This is a genomic window from Microvirga sp. 2MCAF35 (assembly GCF_052115545.1).
Taxonomy (GTDB): Bacteria; Pseudomonadota; Alphaproteobacteria; order Rhizobiales; family Beijerinckiaceae; genus Microvirga.
On record NZ_JBFRGW010000053.1, the window covers coordinates 1 to 25077 of the forward strand.

16 protein-coding genes and 1 pseudogene are annotated in these 25077 nt (G+C 56.3%); 9 read left to right on the forward strand and 8 right to left on the reverse strand.

Annotated features, from left to right (window positions below; translation table 11 throughout):
* Positions 1 to 188: 188 nt before the first annotated feature.
* Positions 189 to 326 (forward strand): annotated as a pseudogene (locus AB4097_RS19590) (IS5/IS1182 family transposase); the annotation flags it as partial.
* Positions 327 to 409: 83 nt separating this feature from the next.
* On the opposite strand, the gene AB4097_RS19595 reads toward AB4097_RS19590, so the two are convergent.
* Positions 410 to 1507 carry an acyltransferase family protein gene (locus AB4097_RS19595; protein ID WP_442042644.1) on the reverse strand — a complete coding sequence of 366 codons (1098 nt, stop codon included), beginning with the start codon at positions 1505 to 1507 and terminating at the stop codon, positions 410 to 412.
* A 498-nt stretch (positions 1508 to 2005) separates the two neighbouring features.
* Positions 2006 to 4336, reverse strand: coding sequence for a hypothetical protein (locus tag AB4097_RS19600; RefSeq protein WP_442042646.1), 2331 nt, complete (start codon positions 4334 to 4336; stop codon positions 2006 to 2008).
* Positions 4337 to 4726: 390 nt separating this feature from the next.
* Between AB4097_RS19600 and AB4097_RS19605 the strand changes: the two genes are divergently transcribed.
* The 7 genes from AB4097_RS19605 to AB4097_RS19635 all read left to right on the forward strand — a co-directional run bounded on the left by AB4097_RS19605 (position 4727) and on the right by AB4097_RS19635 (position 12207).
* Entirely contained in the window at positions 4727 to 6196 is a 1470-nt protein-coding gene (locus AB4097_RS19605; RefSeq protein WP_442042648.1) for a UbiA family prenyltransferase, read from the forward strand.
* A complete protein-coding gene (locus AB4097_RS19610; RefSeq protein WP_442042650.1) occupies positions 6190 to 7554 on the forward strand; it encodes an FAD-binding oxidoreductase in 1365 nt (454 codons plus the stop codon). Before AB4097_RS19605 ends, AB4097_RS19610 begins: the two co-directional genes overlap by 7 nt.
* Positions 7551 to 8312 (forward strand): SDR family oxidoreductase, encoded by a 762-nt coding sequence (locus tag AB4097_RS19615; RefSeq protein WP_442042652.1) that lies wholly within the window; start codon positions 7551 to 7553, stop codon positions 8310 to 8312. Before AB4097_RS19610 ends, AB4097_RS19615 begins: the two co-directional genes overlap by 4 nt.
* 17 nt (positions 8313 to 8329) lie before the next feature.
* The gene (locus tag AB4097_RS19620) at positions 8330 to 9259 is read left to right on the forward strand and encodes an NAD-dependent epimerase/dehydratase family protein (protein WP_442042673.1); all 930 of its coding nucleotides are present in this window, start codon (positions 8330 to 8332) and stop codon (positions 9257 to 9259) included.
* Between the two features lie 4 nt (positions 9260 to 9263).
* The gene (locus AB4097_RS19625; RefSeq protein WP_442042654.1) at positions 9264 to 10601 is read left to right on the forward strand and encodes an NAD(P)/FAD-dependent oxidoreductase; all 1338 of its coding nucleotides are present in this window, start codon (positions 9264 to 9266) and stop codon (positions 10599 to 10601) included.
* A gap of 191 nt (positions 10602 to 10792) precedes the next feature.
* Positions 10793 to 11455, forward strand: coding sequence for a class I SAM-dependent methyltransferase (locus tag AB4097_RS19630; protein WP_442042656.1), 663 nt, complete (start codon positions 10793 to 10795; stop codon positions 11453 to 11455).
* A 338-nt stretch (positions 11456 to 11793) separates the two neighbouring features.
* Positions 11794 to 12207, forward strand: coding sequence for a GtrA family protein (locus AB4097_RS19635; RefSeq protein ID WP_442042658.1), 414 nt, complete (start codon positions 11794 to 11796; stop codon positions 12205 to 12207).
* A 455-nt stretch (positions 12208 to 12662) separates the two neighbouring features.
* Here AB4097_RS19635 and AB4097_RS19640 read toward each other — a convergent pair whose 3' ends face one another.
* The 6 genes from AB4097_RS19640 to gmd all read right to left on the reverse strand — a co-directional run bounded on the left by AB4097_RS19640 (position 12663) and on the right by gmd (position 22002).
* Positions 12663 to 13412 carry an ABC transporter ATP-binding protein gene (locus tag AB4097_RS19640; protein ID WP_442042660.1) on the reverse strand — a complete coding sequence of 250 codons (750 nt, stop codon included), beginning with the start codon at positions 13410 to 13412 and terminating at the stop codon, positions 12663 to 12665.
* Between the two features lie 13 nt (positions 13413 to 13425).
* Positions 13426 to 14274 carry an ABC transporter permease gene (locus AB4097_RS19645; RefSeq protein ID WP_442042662.1) on the reverse strand — a complete coding sequence of 283 codons (849 nt, stop codon included), beginning with the start codon at positions 14272 to 14274 and terminating at the stop codon, positions 13426 to 13428.
* A 477-nt stretch (positions 14275 to 14751) separates the two neighbouring features.
* Positions 14752 to 15717, reverse strand: coding sequence for a glycosyltransferase family 4 protein (locus tag AB4097_RS19650; protein ID WP_442042664.1), 966 nt, complete (start codon positions 15715 to 15717; stop codon positions 14752 to 14754).
* A 268-nt stretch (positions 15718 to 15985) separates the two neighbouring features.
* Positions 15986 to 19825: an FkbM family methyltransferase gene (locus AB4097_RS19655; RefSeq protein ID WP_442042666.1), complete on the reverse strand. Its 3840-nt coding sequence runs from the start codon at positions 19823 to 19825 to the stop codon at positions 15986 to 15988.
* Between the two features lie 207 nt (positions 19826 to 20032).
* Entirely contained in the window at positions 20033 to 20989 is a 957-nt protein-coding gene (locus AB4097_RS19660; protein WP_442042668.1) for a GDP-mannose 4,6-dehydratase, read from the reverse strand.
* Positions 20990 to 21009: 20 nt separating this feature from the next.
* Positions 21010 to 22002: a GDP-mannose 4,6-dehydratase gene (gene gmd, locus AB4097_RS19665; protein WP_442042670.1), complete on the reverse strand. Its 993-nt coding sequence runs from the start codon at positions 22000 to 22002 to the stop codon at positions 21010 to 21012.
* Positions 22003 to 22589: 587 nt separating this feature from the next.
* Here gmd and AB4097_RS19670 point away from each other — a divergent pair.
* A complete protein-coding gene (locus tag AB4097_RS19670) occupies positions 22590 to 24824 on the forward strand; it encodes a hypothetical protein (RefSeq protein WP_442042672.1) in 2235 nt (744 codons plus the stop codon).
* The last annotated feature ends 253 nt before the right edge of the window (positions 24825 to 25077 follow it).

Genomic DNA, 25077 nt, shown 5'->3' on the forward strand with positions numbered 1-25077 from the left:
ACTGAGCGGCCTTGCGCCGTCAGCACATCAACCTGCCGCAACTTCGCGACAATCTCTTCAGCCGTGTGTCTCTTCCTGGGCATTCTCTCGTCCTCCAAATGGCAAAAAGCCATACATCAGGGAGGACCACTTCAAAGGGGGCAGGCCACCGCGCCGCTCGTGCCGTTCCCTATCCACTCAATCGCACAGTATACCGCCGCCGTACCGTCATTGAGCGGATGTTTGGCCATCTCAAGAACTGGAAGCGCATCGCAACACAATACGACCGGCTGGCTGTGAATGATCTCGCCGCTATCGTCCTCGTCGCGACAGTAACTCAATGGCTTGGGTGTGTCCCCTACCTAGGCCTCGACTGCTATACCGGGCGATGGGGAGCCCACACGTTCGGGCGGTTCATTGAGGCATCCTGTTATACGGGCTGTTCTGTCGGTGCCAAATTCTGCCGAGACGCTGGCAAGCGCTGCCCAGAAGTGAGCCTCTTAGCGACATCAATGCTTCTCACTTCGATCAAGTGATAGCTGATCCATGCGGCCAAAGTGCCCGCTCCCAATCCAATCAGGAAGCGTAACTCGTAGTTTGGCACATAGGGCGCAGCCAAACGCATAGCGGGGATGCCAACGACGCCGTGTAGAAGATAAAGCGAATAAGAGATCTTTTCGAAGAACCGCAATGGCGTTGGGATGGTCAGACCTTTTAGATACAGCGCACCATAAAACAGCGCCATACAGTAGAACAGGCTTACGATCTGAGAGTTATGCGCTAAGTCTCGGTTCGGCTCAATCTGATACATTCCATAGACGCAAATGACATAATTAATTAGCGCCAATCCTACAGACACCGCAAGGCTGGTTCGACCCATATAGGCGAAATAGGCGATCTGTCCGAACAGCAGGTACACTGCTAGATACATGCTGATCGCTGGCACGAATATCGCACCCTTAAACGCCCTCACATAGTAAATCACGAAGCACAGGAAGGCTGCTTGAAGCAGGTAGGCCAGAACAGGCCGAGATCGCAGCAATGGGGCAACTAATAACGTGAGCAGATAGAACTTGATTTCAACGAACAAGGTCCACTCCACGCCGAGGAAGGGGGGCGTATTTACCGGGACGCCTGCTAGCGTCAGAGTCGAAACCCATGTGGCGAGCGGTGGAAGCGCTCTGTCCCTTAGGCCTAAACCAACCAGGATTGTCACGCCTGCGGCAAAGAAGAGTGGAGGATAAAGGCGCAGCATCCGCCTGACGGCAAATGCGACGCGAGTCTCGCGCTGGATACTATGAGTGATGACGAACCCGGAAATCAGGAAGAACAGGCAAACCCCGAACCAACCGAAATCCTCGATAATATTGAGTGGACGTGTAACATAAGTTCGGATGGTTACGACCACAACCGAGGTTGCCCCCTCCCGATCCATCTCTTGCGCCCCAAGATGGGCATAGAGCACCAGAAGGGCGGCAATGCCTCGTAGCATTCCGACACCTTCAAATCTCTCGCTACTAGGCTTCATCCCTTGTCCCTTCTACTAAAACTCATAAAGGGACAGGCTGGAAAAGCAAAGTGGCCTGAACGGCTGGCCTAGCCCCCTGCGACATAAATTTGCAAAAACTCTGACCTTGGCACTCGATTTGGGACATTAAGTTGCTGAAGTACTTATCACCAGTAATAATGACCGCAGAAGTGGCGACGTGGCGGCTTCTGTTAATCTTGAACTTATAACCCCGTCCCACGAAGACCAGGAAGTCGCCCCGACTGCAACTAGCTCTCGTTCAGCAGCCATGTGCACATTCCCACGAACGGCCGTTCCGTTGCGTTCAAGGTGCAAGCGCCACACATCTCCAGCCCGACTAAGGCAGTTGCGACATGAAGCGACCCACTAAAGGGACCTGTAAAGACGCTGGTTCCCCGAGTGAAAGTGGTTCACATCTGTGCAAGATCAATCGATGTTTCGGTTACGCTCCAGGGGCAAACTGAACCAGCTGCGGCCGTTACAAGAATTCGCCCGCAGCTAATGTGTTTGTGCAGAAACATCGCCCCAATACGTCCACCCCCATCCAGCGGCATCCGTTGTAGGCGATGTCTCGAAAACCAGTTCGACTGGCTGGGCCGTATCCGCTGGCACCGAGAGGATAAACGTCTGCCTTCCCCGATCTTCGGGTCGCGTCATCGGGTCTAGAACCCGCTCGAAGAGTGCCGCTTCGCGCCCGTCCCTGTGCCGAGCTCGAATCGAGAATCGAACCGGGCCTGGCTTGCCAACCCGCAAAGCTGTATCGAGGAACCCGAAAGTGCCTCTTAGTTCCCCAGTGAGCTCGATTTCTGTCACAAGCCTCGTCCCAGAATGAGCGAAATAACCGTCCGGAATACTTTTATGACCGGCCGTCTTCTCGACTTTTGCGTTGAGGAGAGCTGACAGTACGGGCTTGTCCTTGATGGTGAACGGATGCTCTGGAGGCCCGGTGAAGAGAAAGGCTCTTTGCTCCCAATCGAACTCGGTTCCATACGCAATGGATGACGACTCGTTCATAGGGCGAAGTCGAATGGCAACCGGCCTCGCTCTATCTTGTTCTTCACCATACGATACTTGGAACAGCTCGTGTGCTCCGACCTCAAGCGGAACAAGCGCAAACCCCGTTTCGGCAAGTTGCGGTATGAAGCGGTGACTGACCGTTCGCCCATTACTGAAACGAATATCCAGCCAAAGATGAGGCTGCTTGAAGGCAAAGGAAATGATATGTCCGGCCAACCGCGTCCGAAGCGCGGCCTTTATAAAGGAGAGCCCCGTCTCTGATCGCACGTCCACCCACTCGCCGATCCTGGCAGGAATCCGCTCTGCCTGCTTCCACTCGATCCGGCGCGGTGTCGTGCGGCCTCTTAGCACGAGGCCGCCCTTCCAAACGCTGACTGGATCATAATGGGCAAGGATCTCGAGCAATGAGGGCCCCATATCCATTGTCGGGTAACGGCCGTCGATTGAGATAAGGGAGAAAAGCAGATTGTCTGGCCGTTCCGGTCCAGCAAAATAGGCCTTATCTTTTCGGCGCAGCCGAGACGTATATGAAGAATAAGACTGGAGCGAGGGCTGTGGTCTGAAGTCGTAACCTGCTGCAATCACCTCAGAGAAATCCCAAGGGACGGAACCAACAGTCCCGGTCAACCCCTGAGGGGCAGCATTGGCCAAAGCCCGGAGAGCCTCTTCATTACGCGCCTCAAACTCCTTGAGCGCATCCCCAGGCGAGAGAAGCTGTCGGATTCCGGCGATCTGAGTGGACAGAGCTTCGGAACGCAATGAAAGATATCCGGGCCTCCCAAACACGTAGGGCGGCAGACAGAAAGCAGCTACGAGGATGGCCGCCACAGCCCCCCCCGCGGCGAGAACGCGAGAGAGATGCCTGTCCGCCATCTGACCGGCAAGAAGCGCCACCGACAAGATGAGGGCCTGCCACGCGGCCGTATCATGCCCCTGACGGATGGCAGCCGATTTGAAGACGACGAACATGAAACCTGCAAACCCAAGAACCCGAAACAACTGCCTGTTGCGGGCCTTCGGGGAACCGGTCAGTGCTGAAGCGCCGTAGACTGCGACACAAAGGCAAACTGTCGCGACCAAGACAAAGACCTCAACGCTAAGTCCAAAGTTCGACATCGCCTTGGAATATCCGAGAGCAACGTCGAGGGAATTCAGCAGAAATTCTGGAAATGCGTTAGGAGGTTGGCCTGCGGCCCAGTAGCCGACAAAGCACCCGAGCAGGAAGGATGTGACATAGTGTGGAAAGGATTTTTGTTCGAACCACCGCGCCACATCGGCCAAGCCGAACAATGCAAAACCAACAAGCAAGAAGCTGAACTTGGCAAGAGCTGGAAGCGCGTAGGCAAGAACCAAGACCTGAACCATCCACTTAGGCGCGCGGTCATTCAACGCCAGGAGGAATAGAGAGAAAGCCGTGGTGAAGTAGATTGCATCGGGAGTGAGCGGCAGCGCCAACAAGGCTCCGACACACAGAAGTACAATGCTTATTCGGCGGTCGTTGGCGAACCAGCATGCCGCCGAAAGCGACACTGCCTGTGCCAGCATGGTGAAAAGCATCAAGGGCAAGAGACTGCGGTCGAAATAATTCGTATATAGGAAAGCCAGAGGACCGGACGTGAAGGCGAAATCAACGCCGAAGGTCATCCCTTTCACAAATGCATAATGCGTGGCTGCCTTCCAGGATGGATCTAGGCCATCGGTTGGAAAGTCCGGTGCGCGGTAGCAAATCAGCACCATAAACACCACGACCATTCCTGCGCCGAGCAAATTAAATGACTTTTTTCCTAGATGAACATTAGGCTGAGGAACCATCCTGGACTTCCGGTTTACTGAGCGGACCACATTTGAGTGCCGTGAGCGAGGCAGTTGCGGGCGTGTAGATGCCAAACTTCGTACGAAACTCCGCTCATATTGCGATATACCAATTTTGTACAGAAACTAGGCAGTTACAGGACCAATTGATCAGCTGAAGCGTAGCTGAAAACCTAGGCCGGCGATTGATATACATCTGTATTCTGCCTTGCAACTCCATTGCCACGAGTTGCTTCTAACAGAGGATTCAGATACATGGCTCTTCCTGCCGGTGAACGGCTCACTCGGCGACAAACGTGCGAGCCCGGCTCGTTCACAACCACAGGGTGAGTCATGCCTGCACCTTCAGAGGCTGACATCAGCAATTCTCATTATTGGCTTTGATTTCCTATGTCCGCCGACGCCGATTGCCAGTGCATCACAGCTCATGACAGCCCGCCGAATGGGCTGCCTCCGCTCGCCGTGGACCTCGACGGAACTCTCATCAAGTCCGATACGCTTCATGAGGGGTTTATCGGGTATGTCCGCGCCCAGCCCTTCGCCTCGCTGGACCTACGGCATGCTTTCAAACAGGGCAAGGCAGCGTTCAAGCGAGAGGTCGCCAAGCGGATTGGCTTCGATGCAAGCCTTTTGCCCTACAATGAGGACGTGCTGGAGTTCCTGCGGAGGGAGAAACGTGCGGGCCGACAGATCGGGCTTTTCACGGCAGCGGATCAAACCATTGCCGATGCGGTGGCGGAACATCTCCAGTTGTTCGATGTCGTACGGGGATCAGACGGCAAGACCAACTTGAGCGGAGCCGCGAAGGCTCATGCCATCCGTGAGGCGTTCGGCGAGCGGTTCTGCTACGCAGGTGACGGACAGGTCGACCAGCCGATCTTCGCCCAAGCTGAACGCGTCGTACTCGTGGGACGGGTTGAGCGTTTGAAAGCCGGTCTCAAAGACAAGGATGCCGTCGAAGCAGAGTTTCCGTTGCGGCAGGCCAATCTGAGGGTTTGGCTGAAGGCTCTCCGTCTTAAGCACTGGGTCAAGAACGCTCTTGTCTTCATTGCTCCCGTGCTGAGCTTTCAGATCACTTCCCTGACCACCGCCGCTCAGACCGTCCTTCTGTTTCTACTGATGGGTGTTGTGGCCTCGGCCACCTATCTCATCAACGACATGGTCGATCTGCCGGCGGATCGTCAGCATCCACGCAAGCGTTTTCGTCCCTTCGCATCGGGTGCAATCCCAGTAAAGGATGGATGCTTCGCAGCGGCCGGGCTGCTCGCTGGGGCGTTCGCAACCAGCCTTCTCCTCCCGTGGCCCAGCATTGCGGCACTGGCGACTTACCTGATCGTAACACTCGCCTACAGCTTCTTCCTCAAGAGACAGCCGATTATCGACGTTTTTGTCTTGGCAGGCCTCTTTACCGTACGGGTGATAGCCGGCAGCACGCTTGTGCCGGCACAAGCTTCGCCATGGCTTCTGACATTCTCAATGCTTTTCTTTCTCGGGCTTGCCATGGTGAAGCGCTATGCCGAATTGGCCCGCGTGCTTCGCACAGGAGGCACAGAAGTCGCCGCACGTGGCTACACGGCCAAAGACCTGCCCCTCCTGCTCTCTGCTGGGGTTGCGGCCGGGTTCGGCGCCATCATGATCTTCACCACGTACCTGATCAACGAACATTACCCCCTAGGCCTTTATGCCCGACCGGAGTTTCTTTGGGGCATGATGCCGATCATTCTGATCTGGACCCTCCGAGTCTGGCATCTCACCGTTCACGGGCGAATGGATGAGGATCCGGTAGTCTTTGCCCTTAAGGACAGATTTTCTCTCGGCTTGGGCGCACTCACCCTCTTGATCCTGCTTGCGGCATGGTAACGGCGATGTGGCGGCAGGATTATCAATCGTGGGGCCGGACGGTTTCGGCAAAGCACATTGTTGATCGCCCCGACACCCGCGATGCTGCGGCACGGATGCTGCACGAGTCGGACGTCTCTGTTCTTGCATATGGCTGCGGCCGCTCCTATGGGGACGTCGCTCTGAACCCCGGTGGACACCTGCTCGACTGCCGATCGCTTGATCGATTCCTCGCTTTCGACCGTACCACGGGAGTCCTGACCTGCGAAGCAGGTGTCCGCTTGGCCGACATCCTAGCGGTGATCTGCCGCCCCGAAGACGATGGGAGTGGCTGGTTCCTGCCTGTGACGCCGGGGACCCGATTTGTGACTGTCGGAGGGGCCATCGCCAACGACGTGCATGGTAAGAATCATCATACCTTCGGCACGTTTGGCCAGCATGTGCTTGCTCTGGAACTGGCTCGCAGCGATGGATCCCGTCTTGTCTGCTCGAGTGAGCAGAACTTTGATCTTTTCACCGCAACAATTGGCGGCCTTGGTCTAACCGGGCTCATCCTAAGCGCGACACTTCAGCTCCGACGCGTGGAGGGACTGGCTGTAGAAGCAGAGGATATTCAATTCGCCTCCCTGTCGGAATTCTTTGATCTTGCGGAGGCCTCGGACCGGGATTGGGAATACACAGCTGCATGGGTCGATTGCTTGGCAACCGGCTCTGACCTCGGTCGCGGCATCTACTCGCGAGCTCGTCACCGTGCCGGGAAAGGTGTTGAGCCCCCGGGACGGCACCCGAGGCTGGCCGTGCCTCTCACCCCTCCCATCCCGGCCACGAATACCCTGTCCGTTCGCGCGTTCAACGCTCTTTACTGGCGCAAGCTGGGGCGCAGCGGCCGGGCCAGTTGTATCGGCAGCTATGAACCGGTTCTCTACCCGCTTGACGCCATTGGCGACTGGAACCGACTTTATGGTCCTAAGGGCTTCCACCAATTCCAGTGTGTCGTGCCCCATGAGCATGCGCGCGCTTCGATGGGCGAAATGCTTCAGCTGATTGCCAAATCAGGCCAGGGCTCGATGCTGGTCGTGCTCAAGACCTTCGGTGACCTCCCCTCCCCAGGGCTTCTTTCTTTCCCTCGACCAGGAGTGACCCTCGCGCTGGATTTTCCAGAGAGAGGCGCAACGACGCGGAGGCTATTGCAGCAGCTTGAAGAAGTCGCCGTTGCAGCTTACGGACGTCTCTACCCGGCAAAAGATAGTCTGATGGGGTCTCATACCTTTCGACAGGGCTATCCCAAGTTCGAGCAGTTTCAATCCATGATGGACCCACATTTCTCGTCAGCGTTTGCGCGTCGGGTTGAATTGATAAGGAGCGAAGCTCGGTCATGACTGTGCAAGCGTCACAGGCCATGCGGGTTGCCATCTTTGGGGCGACCTCCGGCATTGCAACGAGCGTAGCGCGCCGCTACGCTGAACTAGGTGCGCGCCTTGTCCTCATAGGGCGCAGCCGTGAAAGCTTGACCGCTGCAGCTATGGATCTGACCGTGCGAGGTGCCGCGGAGGTTGAGGTTCAGGAGGCGGACTTCGGCAACACGGGCGACCTTCCTAGAATCGCGACATCAGCCTGGCTTCGCTTTGACGGACTGGACCTAGCCTTGATTGCCTATGGCACGCTCCCCGATCAGCAGGAGGTTGAGGCGAACTTCGCGAAGGCTGATCAGGCATTGCTTCTGAATTTTGTCAGCCCGGCGCTGCTGTGTGGCGAGCTCGCACGCCATTTCGAGGCCAGTAAGGCCGGGACTCTGGCGGTCATCTCGTCCGTCGCCGGCGATCGAGGGCGCAAGAGCAACTTTGTTTATGGCGCCGCGAAGGGCGGTCTGCAGCGCTACCTTGAGGGCTTGAGACATCGGCTCTTTGCGGTCGGAGTTCAGGTTCTCGATATCCGGCCTGGTTTCGTATCGACGAAGATGACTGCACACCTGCCCCAGGGTGGCCCCTTATGGGCGAGTCCCGATCAGGTAGCAGCAGATATTGTCCGTGCAGTCGAGAAACGGAAAGAGGTTCTCTACACTCCCTGGTTTTGGCGATGGGTCATGATGGGCGTTCGCAATGTCCCGGGACCGCTCTTTCATCGCACTTCCCTGTAAGACATCGAGCATCGTGCATGAAGATCGCAATCACCGGGGCCGCTGGTCTCATGGGCCAGAATCTGATCGCCCGTCTAAAGCGTCGAGGCGGGTACGATATTGTCGCGCTCGACAAACACCCCGCCAACACGAAGATCCTGCAGCAGCTTCACCCTGACATCACCGTGATTGAGGCGGATCTTGCAGAGCGCGGGAATTGGTCTGCCGCGTTCGACGGCGTCGAGTCGATCGTCATCGGCCATGCCCAAATCGGCGGCTTGGCTGAGGATGAGTTTACGCGGAACAATCTCGTCGCAACGGAGCGCCTTTTGGACGCAGTCTCCGCCCGCGATGACCTCCATTTTGTTCATATCAGTTCATCAGTCGTCAACTCGGCCGCCGTCGACTGGTACACGGAGAGCAAGAAGGCGCAGGAGGCTGTCGTCCTCGCATCCGGCATCCCATGTGTCGTCCTCCGACCGACTCTGATGTTCGGATGGTTCGACAGGAAGCATCTCGGCTGGCTGGCACGCTTCATGACCAAGGCTCCCGTGTTTCCAGTTCCGGGCCACGGCCGGTACCTTCGGCAACCATTGTATGTGGGTGATTTCTGCGAAATCATCATGGCCTGCCTTGATCGAAAGATCGTAGGCGCTCAATACAACATCAGCGGTCAAGATCGGATCGACTACATCGACCTGATCCGCCTAGTTCGCGAGGCTAGCGGCGCTAAAGCTCCTATCGTCAAGGTTCCTTACGCGGCCTTCTGGGCCATGTTGAAAGTATACGGCTTGGTCGACAAAGACCCGCCTTTTACGACCAAGCAGCTCGAAGCACTGGTGACGCCGGACGTGTTCGAGGTGATTGACTGGCCTAGAATTTTCGGCGTACGCGCAACACCGCTCCGCGCGGCCATGGAAGAAACGTTCCGGGACCCGCGCTATTCCTCAATCGTCCTGGAGTTCTAGCGATATGGCACAAATCGTTGTTCTGGGTGCAGGCGCAATGGGACTTGCAGCCGCCTATCGAGCGCTGACCCTTGGGCACAAAGTAACGGTGCTGGAGGCCGCACCCGAGGCCGGTGGCATGGCCGCTCATTTTGACCTGAATGGCCTATCGATCGAGCGCTACTACCACTTCATCTGCAAATCCGATCAGCCGACATTCGACCTAATGAATGAACTCGGAATTGGCGACCGGATGCGGTGGCGTCAGACTTCGATGGGCTACTTCACCCAGGACGCCTTGCACTCCTGGGGCGATCCGATCTCGCTCCTGCGCTTCCCCCACCTGAGCCTAGTGGAAAAAGTCCGCTACGGCCTGCTGATGTTCGTTTCGACGCGGCGGAATTCTTGGGATGCGCTGGAACATGTCTCTGCAAAGGCCTGGATCGAACGCTGGTGCGGGTCCAGTGTCTACGAGAAGCTCTGGAAACCGCTGTTCGACCTCAAGTTCTATGAATATGCCGACAACATTTCGGCCTCTTGGATCTGGACCCGGATCCGTCGGATCGGCCGGTCCCGTCGCTCCCTGATGCAGGAAGAACTCGGCTACATCGAGGGAGGATCCGAAACTCTTGTGAATGCGCTCACGCAGGCGATAACCAGATTAGGAGGCGTCATCCGCCTCAAAGAGCCGGCAACACGCATCTTGACGGCAGACGGGCACGTATCTGGCGTCGAGACCACGCTGAACCGCTACGACGCCGATGCGATAATTTCGACGGTTCCGACTCCCTATGTCAGCAATCTGGCGCCCACTCTGCCGGCGGAGGTCAAAGAGGCCTACGATAGCATCGCCAATATCGGGGTAACTTGCGTCGTTCTTAAGCTGAAGCGGTCTGTGACCCCTCATTTCTGGGTCAATATCGTGGACAACGACATGCCGATCCCAGGCATCATCGAGTTCTCGAACCTACGCCCGACCGGAACGGGCGAGACCGTGGTGTACGTTCCCTATTACATGCCAACCACGAACGCACTCTGGACACGTCCCAATGAGGTGTTCGTCCAGGAAGCTATGGCCTGCATACGCCGCATCAATCCCATGATATCCAACGAGGATCTGATAGCTTCCCATGTCGGCCGGCTGAGCCATGCCCAACCGGTTTGTCCGCCTGGCTTTGCCTCCGCAATCCCGTCTGTGCAAACCCCGATCGAGGGATTGCAGATCGCGGATACCTGCTTCTACTATCCGGAAGATCGCGGCATTGCCGAAAGCGTTCGCCTCGGTCGGGAGATGGCCCAAGCGGTTGCTTCGATGTCTCATCATAGCCGTGCTCTTTCCAAAGAGGTTCACGTTGATGGATGACTGCGAGACAGCATGTCATTTCTCGATAGGATAATCTCCCAAGTTCATTCATGTCATCATCGTGAAGATTTCCTATGAAAACCCCTCCTTGAAATAGCGCTTGAGGAAATCTGTTTTGCGGTTATCAGGTTACGACTGATGTGCCGGTGTTTTGCCGCTTCACTCATGTCCGGGCTTATGGGAGATGTAAGTTGTCTGATGTTCAGGAGATTTATCGCACGCGGTTTACAGATACGGGGCTGCAGAAGAGAGACCGTGTATGGCGCGTTCTTTGCAAAGAGTTCTTTGACCCCCTGATTGGGTCCGGCAAAGACGTCCTTGACCTCGCGTGTGGCTATGGCGAATTTATCAACAATGTCACGGCGAAGTCTCGGACGGCAGTAGACATCAACCCTGATGCGCCACGGTATCTCAGAGACGATGTAAAGTTCGTCCTCACCCCCGGAACGGACTTGTCAGCAGTCACTGAGAACAGCATCGACGTTGCGTTTACTTCGAACTTCCTTGAACATCTTCCGACGAAAAGCGATTGCGATCATGTTCTGCGAGAAGTCTATCGGGTTCTAAGACCGGGTGGCCGTTTTATCGTTCTTGGCCCTAATATTCGTTATGCGTATAAAGAATATTGGGACTTTTACGATCATTTCCTTCCATTGTCTCATGTCTCGTTAGAAGAGGGCCTTCGTATCAATGGCTATGATATCGATAAGGTCGTCGATAGATTTTTGCCTTATACGATGAAGTCACGACTTCCAAGTGCTGACATCCTTGTGAAATTGTACGTCAAAAGCAGGCTTCTTTGGCCACTCTTCGGAAAACAATTTCTGGTCGTTGCTCGAAAACCTGGAATCTGACACGGCAGAGTGCTCGGGAACTGTCGCGCTGAAGCCCCGGTTTCCGGAAATAAATACTGCAACGAAGCAGGGCGTTGCTCCGAGGGCCTGCACATAGATCTGAGGGCTTGCCGATGCCCTCAGATCTCAACCAAGGCTCTGAAGTGCCTAGCACCGGAATTGAGCCACGAGCCATAAAGTTATATGGAAACGCAGGCCTCCTCTTCCGCATAATTCTACTATAGACGAATGAACTCGGAATTCGCCTCAAGACGTGGGAATAGCTTTGAACCGCCGATCATCAGAGGCATTGGAGCCCCCTTCTGAGTTCAGACAATATCCTAGCGGATGCACAAGCAATGTCATTGTTTCTAACACGCCAATTCATGCAGTTCTTGCTAGCGGGAGGATTGGCCGCCATTGCAAACTTTAGCAGCCGGTTTTTATTTGAAATTTTTTTCTCTTTTGAAACCGCGATTATTGCTGCCTTTGGAGTAGGACTTGCTGTAGCTTTTTCACTAAACAAAACAATTGTATTCCTAAATTCGGATCGCTCGCTAACCGCAGAAATCGTATGGTTCTGCTTCTTCAATGGGATCGCCTTTCCGATCACGCTTGGTCTGTCCTCCTTCTTACATTGGAATATTCTTTCACATTTCTTTTCAGAAGGAATTTCAAAAGCGTTCGCGCATGCAGTTGGGATCATTATTCCAGTATTCACTAATTTCGCCGCCCATAAATTCATCACATTCCGGGAGAAGCGACGCAACTGATTGAATATCAATTCGTGACATACAACTGGTCAGATCAATCATCGCAACCGTCCTGTAGTTATAACGAGTTACGTTCAGTTCTATCTAGAGCATGGGCAGGAGATAACCTAGTTTTAGATAGATGGCACTCTACTCAGGAAGCTTTTCTTTCGGAAATCGTATTTAGACTCTAAATGCTGAGCCGGCGAAAAGCTGTCACATACAATCGCAGGCCGCCGCCAGACCCGGTAAGATAAAAGTTTATACGCCCTTTGGGGCTTCCATCCATCGTGAAAGCTGCTTCTATGCCCGAATTACGATCATCAACTTTTGGTATTTAGCTTAAGATCGGAAAACTATATCAATCTGGAGCAGATCATCTTTAGGGTAGTTGCGAATTGAGAGGTCCTCTGAGGAAATACTCGATCTCCTTGGGAAGGAAACCTCCAAACATCGACCAATCTACTTTCCCGTTGCTAACTACGCTCCAGAGCACCGTGCTGATCGAGAATATCATCGAGCGATCCGGCAGCGACAATCTGGCCCTCTCTTAAGTGCACAGCCTTGTTGCAGTAGCGTTTCAGGATTTGGGGATCGTGTGAGGCCAGAACGAGAATACGAGAATTCTCCATGACCTGCTCGAGCCGACTTCTAGCCTTATCGGCGAAGCTCATATCTCCGACGCTGATCATTTCGTCGAGGAGTAGGATATCAGGCTGCACAGCCGTTGACACGGCGAAGGCTAGCCGGAGCGTCATGCCGCTTGAGTAGGTGCGCATCGGAAGATCCATGAATCCACCAAGCTCCGTGAAATCCTCGATGGCAGGGGTTATCTCGGCCGTTTGGCGAAAGGTCATGCCCAGAAAGATGCCGCGCAGAGTAATATTCTCCCGACCGGTCAACTCGGGATCCATGCCCATGGTCATGTCAAGGAGGGATGAAACCTTGCCATTGATCTCCGCTAGGCCCCGACTTGGCTCGTAGGCGCCAGCAAGGACTCGCAAAAGGGTCGATTTGCCCGCACCGTTATGACCGACGAGCGCCAAGCGATCTCCTGGCTTCAGATCAAGAGTAATGTCCCGCAGAGCCTCTACGGTGATGATCTCACGGTTGTTGCTGTCGATGCGCCCGCCGACACGGCGAAGAACGTTCGCCTTCAGCGATCGTCCACGTGCATTGTAGATGGGAAAGTCAACGCAAACATTTCGCAACGTTATCGAAGCCATGTCGCAATCCCCCTCAGAGCCAATAGACGATTCTTTGTCTGAACCGGCGGAAGAGAGGCCAAGCTATAAGAGCAAGAGCCACTACAGACAGAACGGCTGAAACATAGGTAAGTGGATCTGGGATGCGTCCGAGGAGTGGCTCAGAGATGATCCGGAGAAGTGCTGCGAACGGATTTAAGACCACCCAATGTCGCAGGCGCTCATCTAACACTTCGACCTGCCAAGTGATAGGTGAGATGAAAAATGCCACTTGGATGATATTCTGAATGATCTGAGGCAGATCACGAAACCTTGTGCATAAAATTGCACAGATCATGGCAGCCAGAAAGCCGACGACCGCGACTAAGACGATGCCACCAAGAGCCGCAACCCAAGTCCAACTAGGCGCGACCCCGAAAAGCAAGAAAACAAACGGGATGACAATAACATTGTGCGCGAATGATAAGAAATTTCGAACCAGAACGCGCAAAATGAAAGTCGTCTTCGGCAAAGCCTGCTGACGGAGAAACCCCTCGGCCTGAACAAAGGCGCCTGTACTGTCTGTGATAATGCCAGACAGCAAGGTCCATACGACGAATGTGGTCGCCAAGTAAGGGATATATGTCTGAACAGGCTGCCTGAACAGAGCAGAATACACGACTCCGATTGCCCCAATGAAGATAGCAATGCTCAGGGTAATCCAGAATTGACCGAGCTTGGAGCGTCTGTAACGCTGCCGGATGTCGCCGATCCCCAGGAGCCACCAGACACGCCAGTTCTCGAACCCCTGCTTCACATCAAGCCACGCGCGCCGGCTCGCGTCCTGCGTGCTTGTGGGTGCAGCTGCGGTCTGCACTGCGGCAGACGCAGTGTGTTCCATCATTCCCATGTCTTACGGTGATCCCCTATATAATCCAAGCATGATAGACTGGCCGACAGCCAATAGGCGCGCTGTAGCCATTCGCCCGAAGGGTACCAATCCGTACGGAACGACTGATCGAGGCAGCCCCGGCAAGCCGGGAGTAAAGTCGCTTACCTCATCGGCTCTGAATGCGTCTAGCTTAGCTGAAGTATACCATTTTAGCCACTATGGTGTAACATGAAGCATCCTGGCCGCGAGCATAAACTATCCATACCTCAAAGGCTTGAAAGTGCTGCACTCATACCCTCCGCGGAAGATTGAGGCAAGATGCAGCACCGTCGTCAGCCATGGCGGATGGGCGAATGCCCGACGCCGGTACGCGGCCGAAGGCCGTAGCCTTGGCCTCATCCGGGCATTAAGGTCTCTGGAAGCGACTGCAGGCACAGCATGCAGTCGGCGGCATGAGGCAGATTGCCCCCTATTAACACAAGCTTTTTCCTAGCCTCTTACCCCAGCGAAGGTTGTGAGGATATGATTGACATACCTTGCAGGATAGAAAAACTCCGTAGCCTGCGCAGCCGCCATCCCCCCTAGACGCTGGCGCCACATCGGGTCAGCCCGGAGTTTCTGAAGCGCTGTAGCAGCCTCCCTCGTATTCGCCTCCGCCCACGTCGCGGTGGCGCCGGTATACTTACCCTGCGGATCGTCGACCGGCACCAACTCATAACCCACCGGAATGCCCGTTCCGACGGTAAGAAAATCCGCGTTTCCCGACCAATTAGTTGCGATCACCGGCAAGCCCCGCAGCATCCCTTCGGCCACAGGCAATCCTAGACCTTCCGCCCGGTGGAGGGACATGACCACGTCCGCGCGTTCGTAAAGTGCGTCCATGCCCGCCTCGTCCAGAACGCCTCCGGTCAGCTCGATATTGGTGGCACCGCCGGCCGCTTGCTCCATCAGCGGCACAGCCTCAGGCCACACGAACTCGTTCATGTACTTCACAACAAGCCGTACCGAGGGATCATTGCCGAAAGCCTGGCGAAACGCAGCGATAGATGCACAGGGATTCTTACGTGCGAAACTCGAAGCGATGTTGAAGACGACGAGTACGGTGAAGGGCTCTTCCGGCCGATGACTGTGGCGCGGCATTTTGTTCAGGGCCAGGGGATACGGCACCACATGCAACGGTCGTCCCCGCGCGATCGGACGGATCGCGTCCCGCACGAAGGTCGTGTTGACGCAGATCTCATGCACGAAGGGAATGGCGGCCGACCAGTCCTTTGGGACCTCCGGCAACTCCCAGAACCAATGGGCGATGATGCGCTTGCGGTCCACGAAGGCTCGCCCAAGGTAGCCCATCGCCAAGGGCACGAGGGGGCCACTGATGTGCAGGAAGACGGTGCCCTCCCCGAGGACCGCCCTCCCGTCCTCATAGGTGAAGTCAGTATGGTTGACCTCGTGCATCAGCTTCTCGGTCAGATCGACTCCGTAAACCGGAAGGCCTGATGCTTTGAGCGCATCGTGACAGGCCCGCGCCGCTGCCCCGAGCCCCGACGCATGCCGGAGCATTCCCACGATAATGATCGGTGCCGTTGCCCGCGCATCCGGCGCAGGTCGAGGTGCCCACCATGATGCAAGTCGAAAAAGCGCCGCCCGGCGTGCCCTATGTGGCAGGCGACGCCAGATATGGCGGTGAGCGGATTTCAGGGCCGACTTCAGCATGGCGCAGCCCCTACGCAACGTCGGCGCGCGGTCGAGAAGCCCGTGCATCGATGGGTTCTTCAGGGATCCCGCCCTGTTCCTCCGCCTCCTGCAAGAGGATCGTCTTCAGCCGCTCGACATTCTCGGCCCATGTCAGCCAAGGCATGCCGTCCGACCTCGGATGCTCGCCCTTGGCATGAAGCATGAGCCAATTCCTGATCGCCTGGGCCATCCCGTCCGGGTCCTTGGCATCGAAGTACCCGGCATGGGCGCCCGCCACTTCGCGGAACACCGGGATATCGCGAGCGAGAATTGGAATACGGTGCCTCGCCGCCTCGATGAGCGGGAGGCCGAAGCCTTCATCCTCCGATGCGGCGATCAGACATATGCAGGTTGCATAAACCTTCTCAAGGTATTCGTCGCTGATACCTTCGAGCCAGAAGAGCCGCTTGCCTAGCTCCGCGTGGTTCCGGAGTTTGTCGACGATCGTTGGGATCGTGCGGCGCTGATCGTGGGGCATCCCCTTCCAGCCCTCGGCTCCGACGATCACAAGGTTGAGGTCCGATCCGGCCGCCCAAAGGTGCTCGAATGCCGCCAATGTCTGGAGGTGTCCCTTTCGCGGCTCCACTGTTCCAACCATCAGGAAGCTCGGTCGGGATGACAGCTCTTTCAACACGGTTGGAGCATTGTCTGGCAAGCCCGTGGATGGAGCCGATGCGGCGATGTCGGCACCGTGGTGAATGGCCATGATGTCGAGATGCTTCAGCGCCTCCGGCCGGTTGGCTTCGAGCCATTGCCTTGTATCGTCGACCACTGCTTGGGAAATACAGACGAGGCGATCGGCGCTGTCGGCGAGCGCATTAAGCCACTGGGCATGCATCTCATTGAAATGGCTTGGAAAGAATTGAGGCTTCGTGAGTGGCAGAATGTCATGGATCATGAAGTTCGTCCTGACTCCCCTTGCACGCCAGTCCGCGTAAAGCCCCGCCTCCGTCGCATGCACGACACCGTCAGCCCAGAAGTCCGGCATATAGAGAATATCGCCTTCGGCCACTTCCACCGGATCATCCTCAAGAACGCCGTCCGGGAGGCCGAGGAGCTGGAGTGTGTAGCGCCTCGCGTAGCGGTACTGCCAACGCCCATCCGCGTCTCCGAGCATAACCGGTTCTACCCGGAAGCCGATTGGAGGATCATTCAGCAGGGTAAGAAGCTGTGAACGGACAACGCGCTGGATGCCGGTCTTGAAGTCTTTGCGAGCCAATACGGAGACGTCGACCAGCAACTGGCGGGTATCTCCTTTCGGAACGGGATTTTCAGCCGCCAACTTGCGTGCAAGTTCGAGCCACGCCTCATCATCTACGGGAGCCGAGACGAGGGACGCATGCTCCGCGAGAGCCCGCACGTCGGCCGTAGCGGGTGCATGTCTGGAAATCCTTTCAATCGCATCATGGTATTGGCGCGCGACCTGATCCGGCGAGTGCTGCCTCGCCGCGCGGCGAGCACCTTGGGTCAGAGCCTGTCGCTTTTCTGGCTCGTTCCGAAGCGCCATGATCGCGTCTGCCAGTTCATCGACAGAGAACTGGTCAGGCAGCATAATCACGCTGTCCTCAGGCAACTCGATCATCGATCCGCTGGAATTGACGATGGTTGGGACACCATAGGCCAGACAATCGAATACGGCTGCTGAAGTCTCGCCGCGTGAGAGCGCACGCAGTTGCACCGCGATGTCAGCCGCTTGCAAGTACTGGCGGTAGACCTCGGGCGACACGAAACCGGTGATGCGAATGCGATTCTTCGCCGGTGACGCACTGATGGATCTGCGCAACCTCTCGCAATAAGGGTTATTTTGGCTATCCTGGCCAACAAAGATGAGATGGCAGCCCCTCTCGCCTATCATCGCAGTCTTCAGCCATGCGTCGAGGAGATGCTGGTTCATCTTGGTCTCACCGAGGATTCCGAACGTGCAGATCACGAAATCAGTCTCGTCAAAGCCCAGAGCTTTTCGAGCAGCATCACGGTCTAGGGATTCAGGCATCCGCCGTGGGAAGGGTACGATTGACCAGTCTTCCGAAATGCCAGCACCATAGTAAGTTTCTGCGAGATGCGCGGAGTGCTTGCTATGAACGATAACACCCTGTGCGTTTTGCAGAACGGGTAGATTTACGGGACAATTGTTGACGATGTCCTGCTCCTTGGCCGGATCGAACCTGTCCCGAAGAGCATTATACCCATGTGACTGGTAGAGGGCGCTGGCCCATAAGCCATGGACGCCACCATAGAGTTCCAGATGCGCGATAAGCCCGCCAAGATAAAAGTCGTGCAGAACGACGACCCCGGGATACCTGTCGAGCAGACGTAACATATGGTCGTGGAAGAGGGAATTACCGAAATGATAGATGATCCGGTCGTAGCCGTGAGCATTGCGTTCGAAGTATGACAAATCACGGATCAGGCAATGTGCCTTGATCCATGGATCGGAAACGTCCTCCTGCGCGACGATGACTTCGACTTCGTAATACCTGGCAAGTTCAGGAATGAGTTCTGCACTGTAGTCGGCGATGCCCGATTTCTCGGGCGGTAGGGGCGACACGAAAGCGAGACGCGGTCTCGCATCCCCCCCCGAACGTTTCGCCAGATCCAGGCGCTCAAGATTGCCACGCGCACGCATCAACCGTTGATAGACCAAGCGGACGGATTGCGGCTCTGCCGAAAGGCTCAGAGGACCGTCCTCCTTTGACCTCCTCTGCGCGATGAAGCTCATGGCCCGCTGATGGTAGGTCATGAGACGGAGTCGGTCATTGATGGCTGGAATGCGCGCGGCAATCCTTTTTGCGAAAGCCGCCAGTGATGGCCGTTTCAGAACTTGACGGATAACACCGACGATGGCGCCGCGAACGGCTTTGCGCAGACGGGAGCCCGGCTTAACGGACGTCCAAACCATCGTCTGGTGAGCCGACCATCGGATAACGCGCTCGGTAGAGCGGAGAGGCGCGGAAATCGACCACGCATAGGAGCCGCGAATGTCGCTGAGCTGTTGCTCCAGGACGGTTATGCGTCGGCGCTGGGCCTTATCTTGGGACGCGGCAGAGCGAATTCGCTCCTCGGCCTCTGTGAGCTTTTGACCAAGTCGCGCGACCTCATCAATTCTAAGCGAAAGCTCGCTACGCAGGCCAGCGACAAAGGGGGATGTGTCAGCAAGGACGAAATCGTCCAGGAGGTTTGGGCCTACCGCGAGAGACTCCTTCAACTCAGGATGCGCGATGCTGACATAGAAGCGGTTCTGGCCGTCGAAATAGGCATAGTCGTACCCCAACGCCAGAAGGTGCGGCTCCCATGCGGGATGGGCTAAACCGGGTTCATTCTGCCCCCTGCTCTCGATAACGACGATCCAAGGGCGGATGGGTGACGGCAGCCAACTCCCGATCACCTGCGCCTCGGCACCTGCCACATCGATCTTGAGCCAGTGGACGTCCCGACCCAGGAACTCATCGAGGACCTTCGACAGAGGAAGGCTCGGAACCGTGACACGCCGGACCACGTGGCCCGCTGCTTCATGCAAGCTCGCCGTGGCCGCGTCACACGTGCTCAATCCTGTTTTTGGAATCTCAAAAAGTGGGACATGTCCCTGCTCCGGGGTAATCGCCGCTTCGATGACTTTCTCGTCAGGGCGTTGGCTTCGAAGCAGTTCAGCATAGGCAGCCACCGGCTCCACGTGCACCCCGCGCCATCCCCTCTGATAGAACGCATGGCTGACGGAATCGACGACGGGATCCTGAGCTCCGATATCAACGTAAGTTCCGCACTCCACGTGCCTCAGCGCACGCAAAAGAATAACATCCTCAAAGTTCTGCGCATAGGAGGTCAACGTCACGACACTATTCCATCTACCGTCAATTATCCGGAGGGCGGTTTAATCAACCGAAGTACCGTTTATGGGTACAACTGCGCCCAGTGCAACTATATTTTCTTGTCGCAACCGGCGCGACAACAATCGAATTCATGCCAGCACAGTCGGCAGAACTGCTGTCGCTCCGGATAGAACCACGGCCCTGCGGGCGACGCCAGCGGTGTTACGCGCTTATATAGGCTGCCTGACACGTGCTCGATAGTCGTTGAGAACGTCGGCAAGCGTCTCGTCGAGCGTGTGCGTCGGCGCCCAGCCGAGCACCTGACGCGCGCGGCTGGAATCCCCAATAATGCGCGGGATATCGCTCGGCCGTAGTCGAGCAGGATCCTGCTCGACTACAATAGCCACCCGGCTCTGTCCGAGTAGTCGCTCCAGGATGTCGCCGATGCGCCGAGGGACACCGGAGGCAATGTTGAGAATGAGCCCCGGCTCCACTGACGTGGTGGACTGGAGCGCCAGAACATAGGCCTCGACCACATCCCGCACGTCGAGAAAATCGCGCTCCGCATCAAGGTTTCCGACACGGATCACGGGCGCGGCCAAGCCTGCCTCGATCTGCGCGATCTGCATCGCGAAGGCCGGGATGACGAACGCTTCTGATTGCCCGGCACCCGTATGGTTGAAGGGGCGGAATCGAATGCATTTGAGGTTGCGTCGCGTCAAAGCGCCCAACGCGAGATCGGCAGCGGCCTTGGTCACCCCGTAATCATCGACGGGCGCGAGCAACGCTGACTCGTCGAGCGGCAAGCCTGGCTTCGCGCTCTCGCCATAGACCAACCCCGACCCTGCATTCAGCAGCCAGCAATCCGGAACATGGTCCAGAATGGCTTGGGCAAGATTGAGGACACCCTGCACGTGCACCTGCCAAGCTGCCCTCGGAGCGGCCGTCGCCGCAGTCGGTGCAGCCAAGCCTGCGAGATTGACGATATGGGTCGGACGGAATGCCTGGATCCCGGTGGCGACGGCGGTAGGGTCAGTGACGTCGAACGCCGCGACCAAGCCGAGCAGCGGATGCGCACCAGCGAGCACTCCGGTCGAGAGGATCGTAGCATCAGGGCAGGCGCGCTTTAGGGCCTGGGCCACATAAGGGCCCACAAACCCCCGCGCGCCTGTGATCAAAATCCTCATAGCGACGTCACTGCGATGCCTCAGAGGTGCTCATGCCTTTTCAGGCGAGCGAGATCAGCCTCCACCATTTCGGCGACAAGCGCCTCAAGGCTTGTCTCAGCCGTCCAGCCGAGCTTCTCTTTTGCCTTGTTCGCGTTCCCAAGCAGGACATCGACCTCAGCCGGACGCAGGAAGCGCTCATCGACCGTAACATGGTCCTCCATGTTCAGACCGACATGGGCGAACGCTAACCGGCAAAAATCGCGAACGGACGTCGTACGGCCGGTCGCCACGACATAATCGTCGGGCTTGTCCTGCTGAAGCATCAGCCACATCGCCTTGACGTAGTCCCGTGCATGGCCCCAATCCCGCGTAGCATCGAGATTGCCAAGGGCGAGCTTGTCTTGAAGACCGAGCTTGATCCGCGCCGCGCCATCCGTGATCTTGCGGGTCACGAATTCGATGCCGCGCAGCGGCGACTCGTGGTTGAACAGAATGCCGCTCGAGGCATGCAGCCCGAAGCTCTCGCGGTAGTTGACTGTCATCCAGTGAGCGTAAAGCTTTGCCGCAGCGTAAGGGGAACGCGGGTAGAACGGTGTCGTCTCGGATTGGACGGGCTCCTGGATCAGACCGTACATCTCTGAGGAAGAGGCTTGGTAGAAGCGAGCTTGTGGGCAGGCGAGGCGCACCGCCTCGAGCATATTGGCCGCACCGAGGCCCGTGACATTCCCCGTGAGAAGTGGCTGCTGCCAGGAAGATTTGACGAAGGATTGAGCGGCCAGATTGTAGACTTCATCCGGCTGGACCTCGTTCATCACCCGGACCAAGCCGGACAGATCGGTGAGGTTGCCGTCGTGCAATACGATCTTCCCGGCCACACCAATCCATTTCAACCGCGAGTCGACCACATCTGCGGACGCGCTACGGCGCAGAAGGCCATGAACCTCATAGCCCTTCTCCAGTAGAAGTTGCGAGAGGTAGGCCCCATCCTGTCCCGTAACACCGGTTACCAGCGCTTTTTTCCTAGCCGTCATCTCGTATAACCTCGACTTTCCAAGAACCGCCCGATCTCCGAACCTGCGCTGTTATGGCTCGCTTCGATGATCGATGCGGATATTCAAGCCTCGCTCTCTGCCTCCGAGCGCAGCCCAGAAACGGGATCCACCAGACCGACGGTTGCCCCCTTATGGGGCAAGCACTTACCGTGCAGGCTGAAGATCTGTCAACGAGTCCGCCGGTTGTCTTCCTGTTTGGGCCGTGCTCAACCTAACGGCGGCAGCGATAGTTGGGCACGCTCTAAGTGCCATCCGCTCCCTGTCAAGGGAAAGCCATCGCTATGCCGCAAGGTCAAGCAATGCAAATATGGGGCCTGTGAAACCCGCACCCGGCGCATCGTGGAGCGCAGAATACAGCAACGAATGATGCGTGTGCCCTGCGGCCACACGGCACGCTAAGAAATATGCAACCGATGGGTCGCTCGCCTCTGCTTTAACAAGATCAGGCCTGAGACAACTCGTGCCCTTTAGCAAAAACCGGGCGCGTAAATGTATCCATAGGGCCTAGCTTTTGGCCCCAGCCATAGATATACAGCCAAACAAAAGTGGAGGCTGGAGCCAGAGCAATGTCAGCTCATAGAATGTACGTTTTTCCTGCGGCAATACTCATGCTGGCTATGGTTTTTGTCGTCAATGGGACGATCCCGGGGCTGCTGACGCCGACGACAGCGCAAGCATTCTGGACCACAGGCTTCGCGCAGTCGTTCATCAATAATGGATTTTCCATCTTCGCCCATAATATTGGGGCGCCTGAACCGGCAGCCATCGCATTCGGTTTAGCTGGAGCATTACCCACTGCTGCCTTTCTGAAATTGGGTCTCCCGGCGGCGGATGCTTATGCGGCCGCATTTGCTCTCTGGCTGACCGTTGCATTCGGAGGCGCATACAAGCTGACACGACGACTCGGCGGGGAGCCCCTCGCCGCTTTAATATCAGCAACTCTCTGGTGTACGGCGCCGGTAGTCTGGTTCCACCATAGTTATTCCATGCTGGCTCTGGGGATGGCTCTCCTCCCCTTCTATTTTTATTGCTCAGTTCGTGTCCTGGACAATCCAACAAGCTTGGCGAACTTCCTCCTTTTCCAGCTCGCCTGCCTCGTTGCCGCCTTCATGGATGGCTACACGTACATGATGTTCGCTGTGGCGACAGGCTTTGCGCTTCTGTTTTCACTGATGCAGGACCGAATCCACAAGCCGCTTATTCCTGCCGCCAAGCTTTTTTCCATTGGCGCAGGACTTTTAATCTCATACATCCTTTATGCTCTCTTTGTCGGGCGTTCACAGTTCGTCCCTTCTCCAATCGACTTCTTTCGTGGATGGGGCGCAAATCTAGAATTTTTCTTTATTGCCACCAAGAGAATATTACTTCTGCCCGATCTCCTAGGCATCAGTGATGCCCGAACCTCGCAAGAGTACTTCGGCGACAGCTCCGTTTTCAAATCATCCTTCTCGATCGTCATCATCCTCGCCGCCATTTACATTGCGGCGACTGCAAAGAACGACAGGAAGACGATCGCTCTGTTTGGCGTCATCGCACTGTTCGGCTTTTACATGTCTCTGGGGCCATCCGTTAAGCTTTGGGTCTACCGCCCTGAAGGCCTCGATCAGGCGATGCCGAAAAGCTATGGGTTGTTCTCGACCGGAAGTGCGTTTCTGTCGGAGCATTTTCCGGGCTTCAAGAACATGCGCGCGAGTTACCGATGGGTGGCCTTGGGCGTATTCGGCTGCTGGGCCATCGTGGCCGTGATGCTTTCCAGTGCACGCTGGTCGCCCATGCAAAAGGCCATCGTGTTGCTTGCCGTTGCGGCATTCAACATTCCATCCATCAATATCATGCTTGGATATTATGGTACGCGTATCGAAGTCATGTCCCGAAACGCTGTCGTAGAGGAACTGGCTCCGCTCGTGAAGAAACGCGAGACAATTGCATTTCTGCCTTTCCGGAACGACTTTTTCGTCAATTACCTTGCAAGCAAGCTCGATATACGGACCTACAACATTGGTGGCGACAAGAATCTTGCCGCGGCTCAGGAATCATGGCCGGAAACCATGCAGAGGTTCAGCCAGGATGAAATCGATCCCGACTTCGTTTCCAATGTCAGGGCACTTCTGGAAAACGAGGACGCAAACGCCGTCGTCATCACCTATATCGACATGCTCGCTACCGCGCATGGTGGCCCCCTCAAGGATGTCTTCAAGGATGAACTGCAGTCGATAGCCAAACAGCTTGATCAGGATCCTCGGCTATTCGCGTCCTATAGTGATCATTTCGCCGTGATCAGGCTGAACCCGGGTCTTAAGGGGATGGGTAAAGCTTCGGTCGCACGGATCAATGATCCACGGATAAACCGTAAGGCAATCAAGTTGGATCGTGGGACATCCATCTCCTTCGAAGCCGGAGGCATAAATCCTGAGCTCATGCTGCACAGAGGCTGGTCCCGATTGGAAGGCAATGGGATCTGGTCTACACGCGACGTATCGAATGTGCTTCTTGAATTACCGATGCAGCAGGACCTGAACTTGCGCATAGAATTCACTCCGTTCATCCCACGGTCAGTGGACCACCAAAAGGTGCAGTTGTTGATGAACGGAACTCCTGTGCTGGAGCGGACTTATGTCGGACAGGATGGCAAGCCCTCGCCCAGGGTAACGGAAAGCGTGATGCTGCCCCGTTCCGTATTGAGTGAGGACGGCATAAACGTCTTGGAGTTTAAAGTTGCTCCGCTTCTTTCACCCACAGAACTCGGCTTTCATGATGTACGTTCACTGGGCGTCATGCTTCATAAGGTCAGTATCCAGTAAGTTGGATTCACAGTGAGCGGCCGTCGTTCCCGGATGCCCCCCTGCCCGGGACACCCCTGAGCGCCGATAAGAGAGTGAACGCTGCCCCGTAGGTCGCGGACCATTAGAGCGTGCAGCGGTTGCGTGGAATCGGCAGAGCTGATTCCATAGGGCTGGTTGTGGTCGGCCGGGAGGCATCTCATGCCAGCTCCTCTGTCCCGAGACTTGCGTGAGCGGATCGTGCGTGCGGTGCAGGGTGGATCGTCCATCCGGC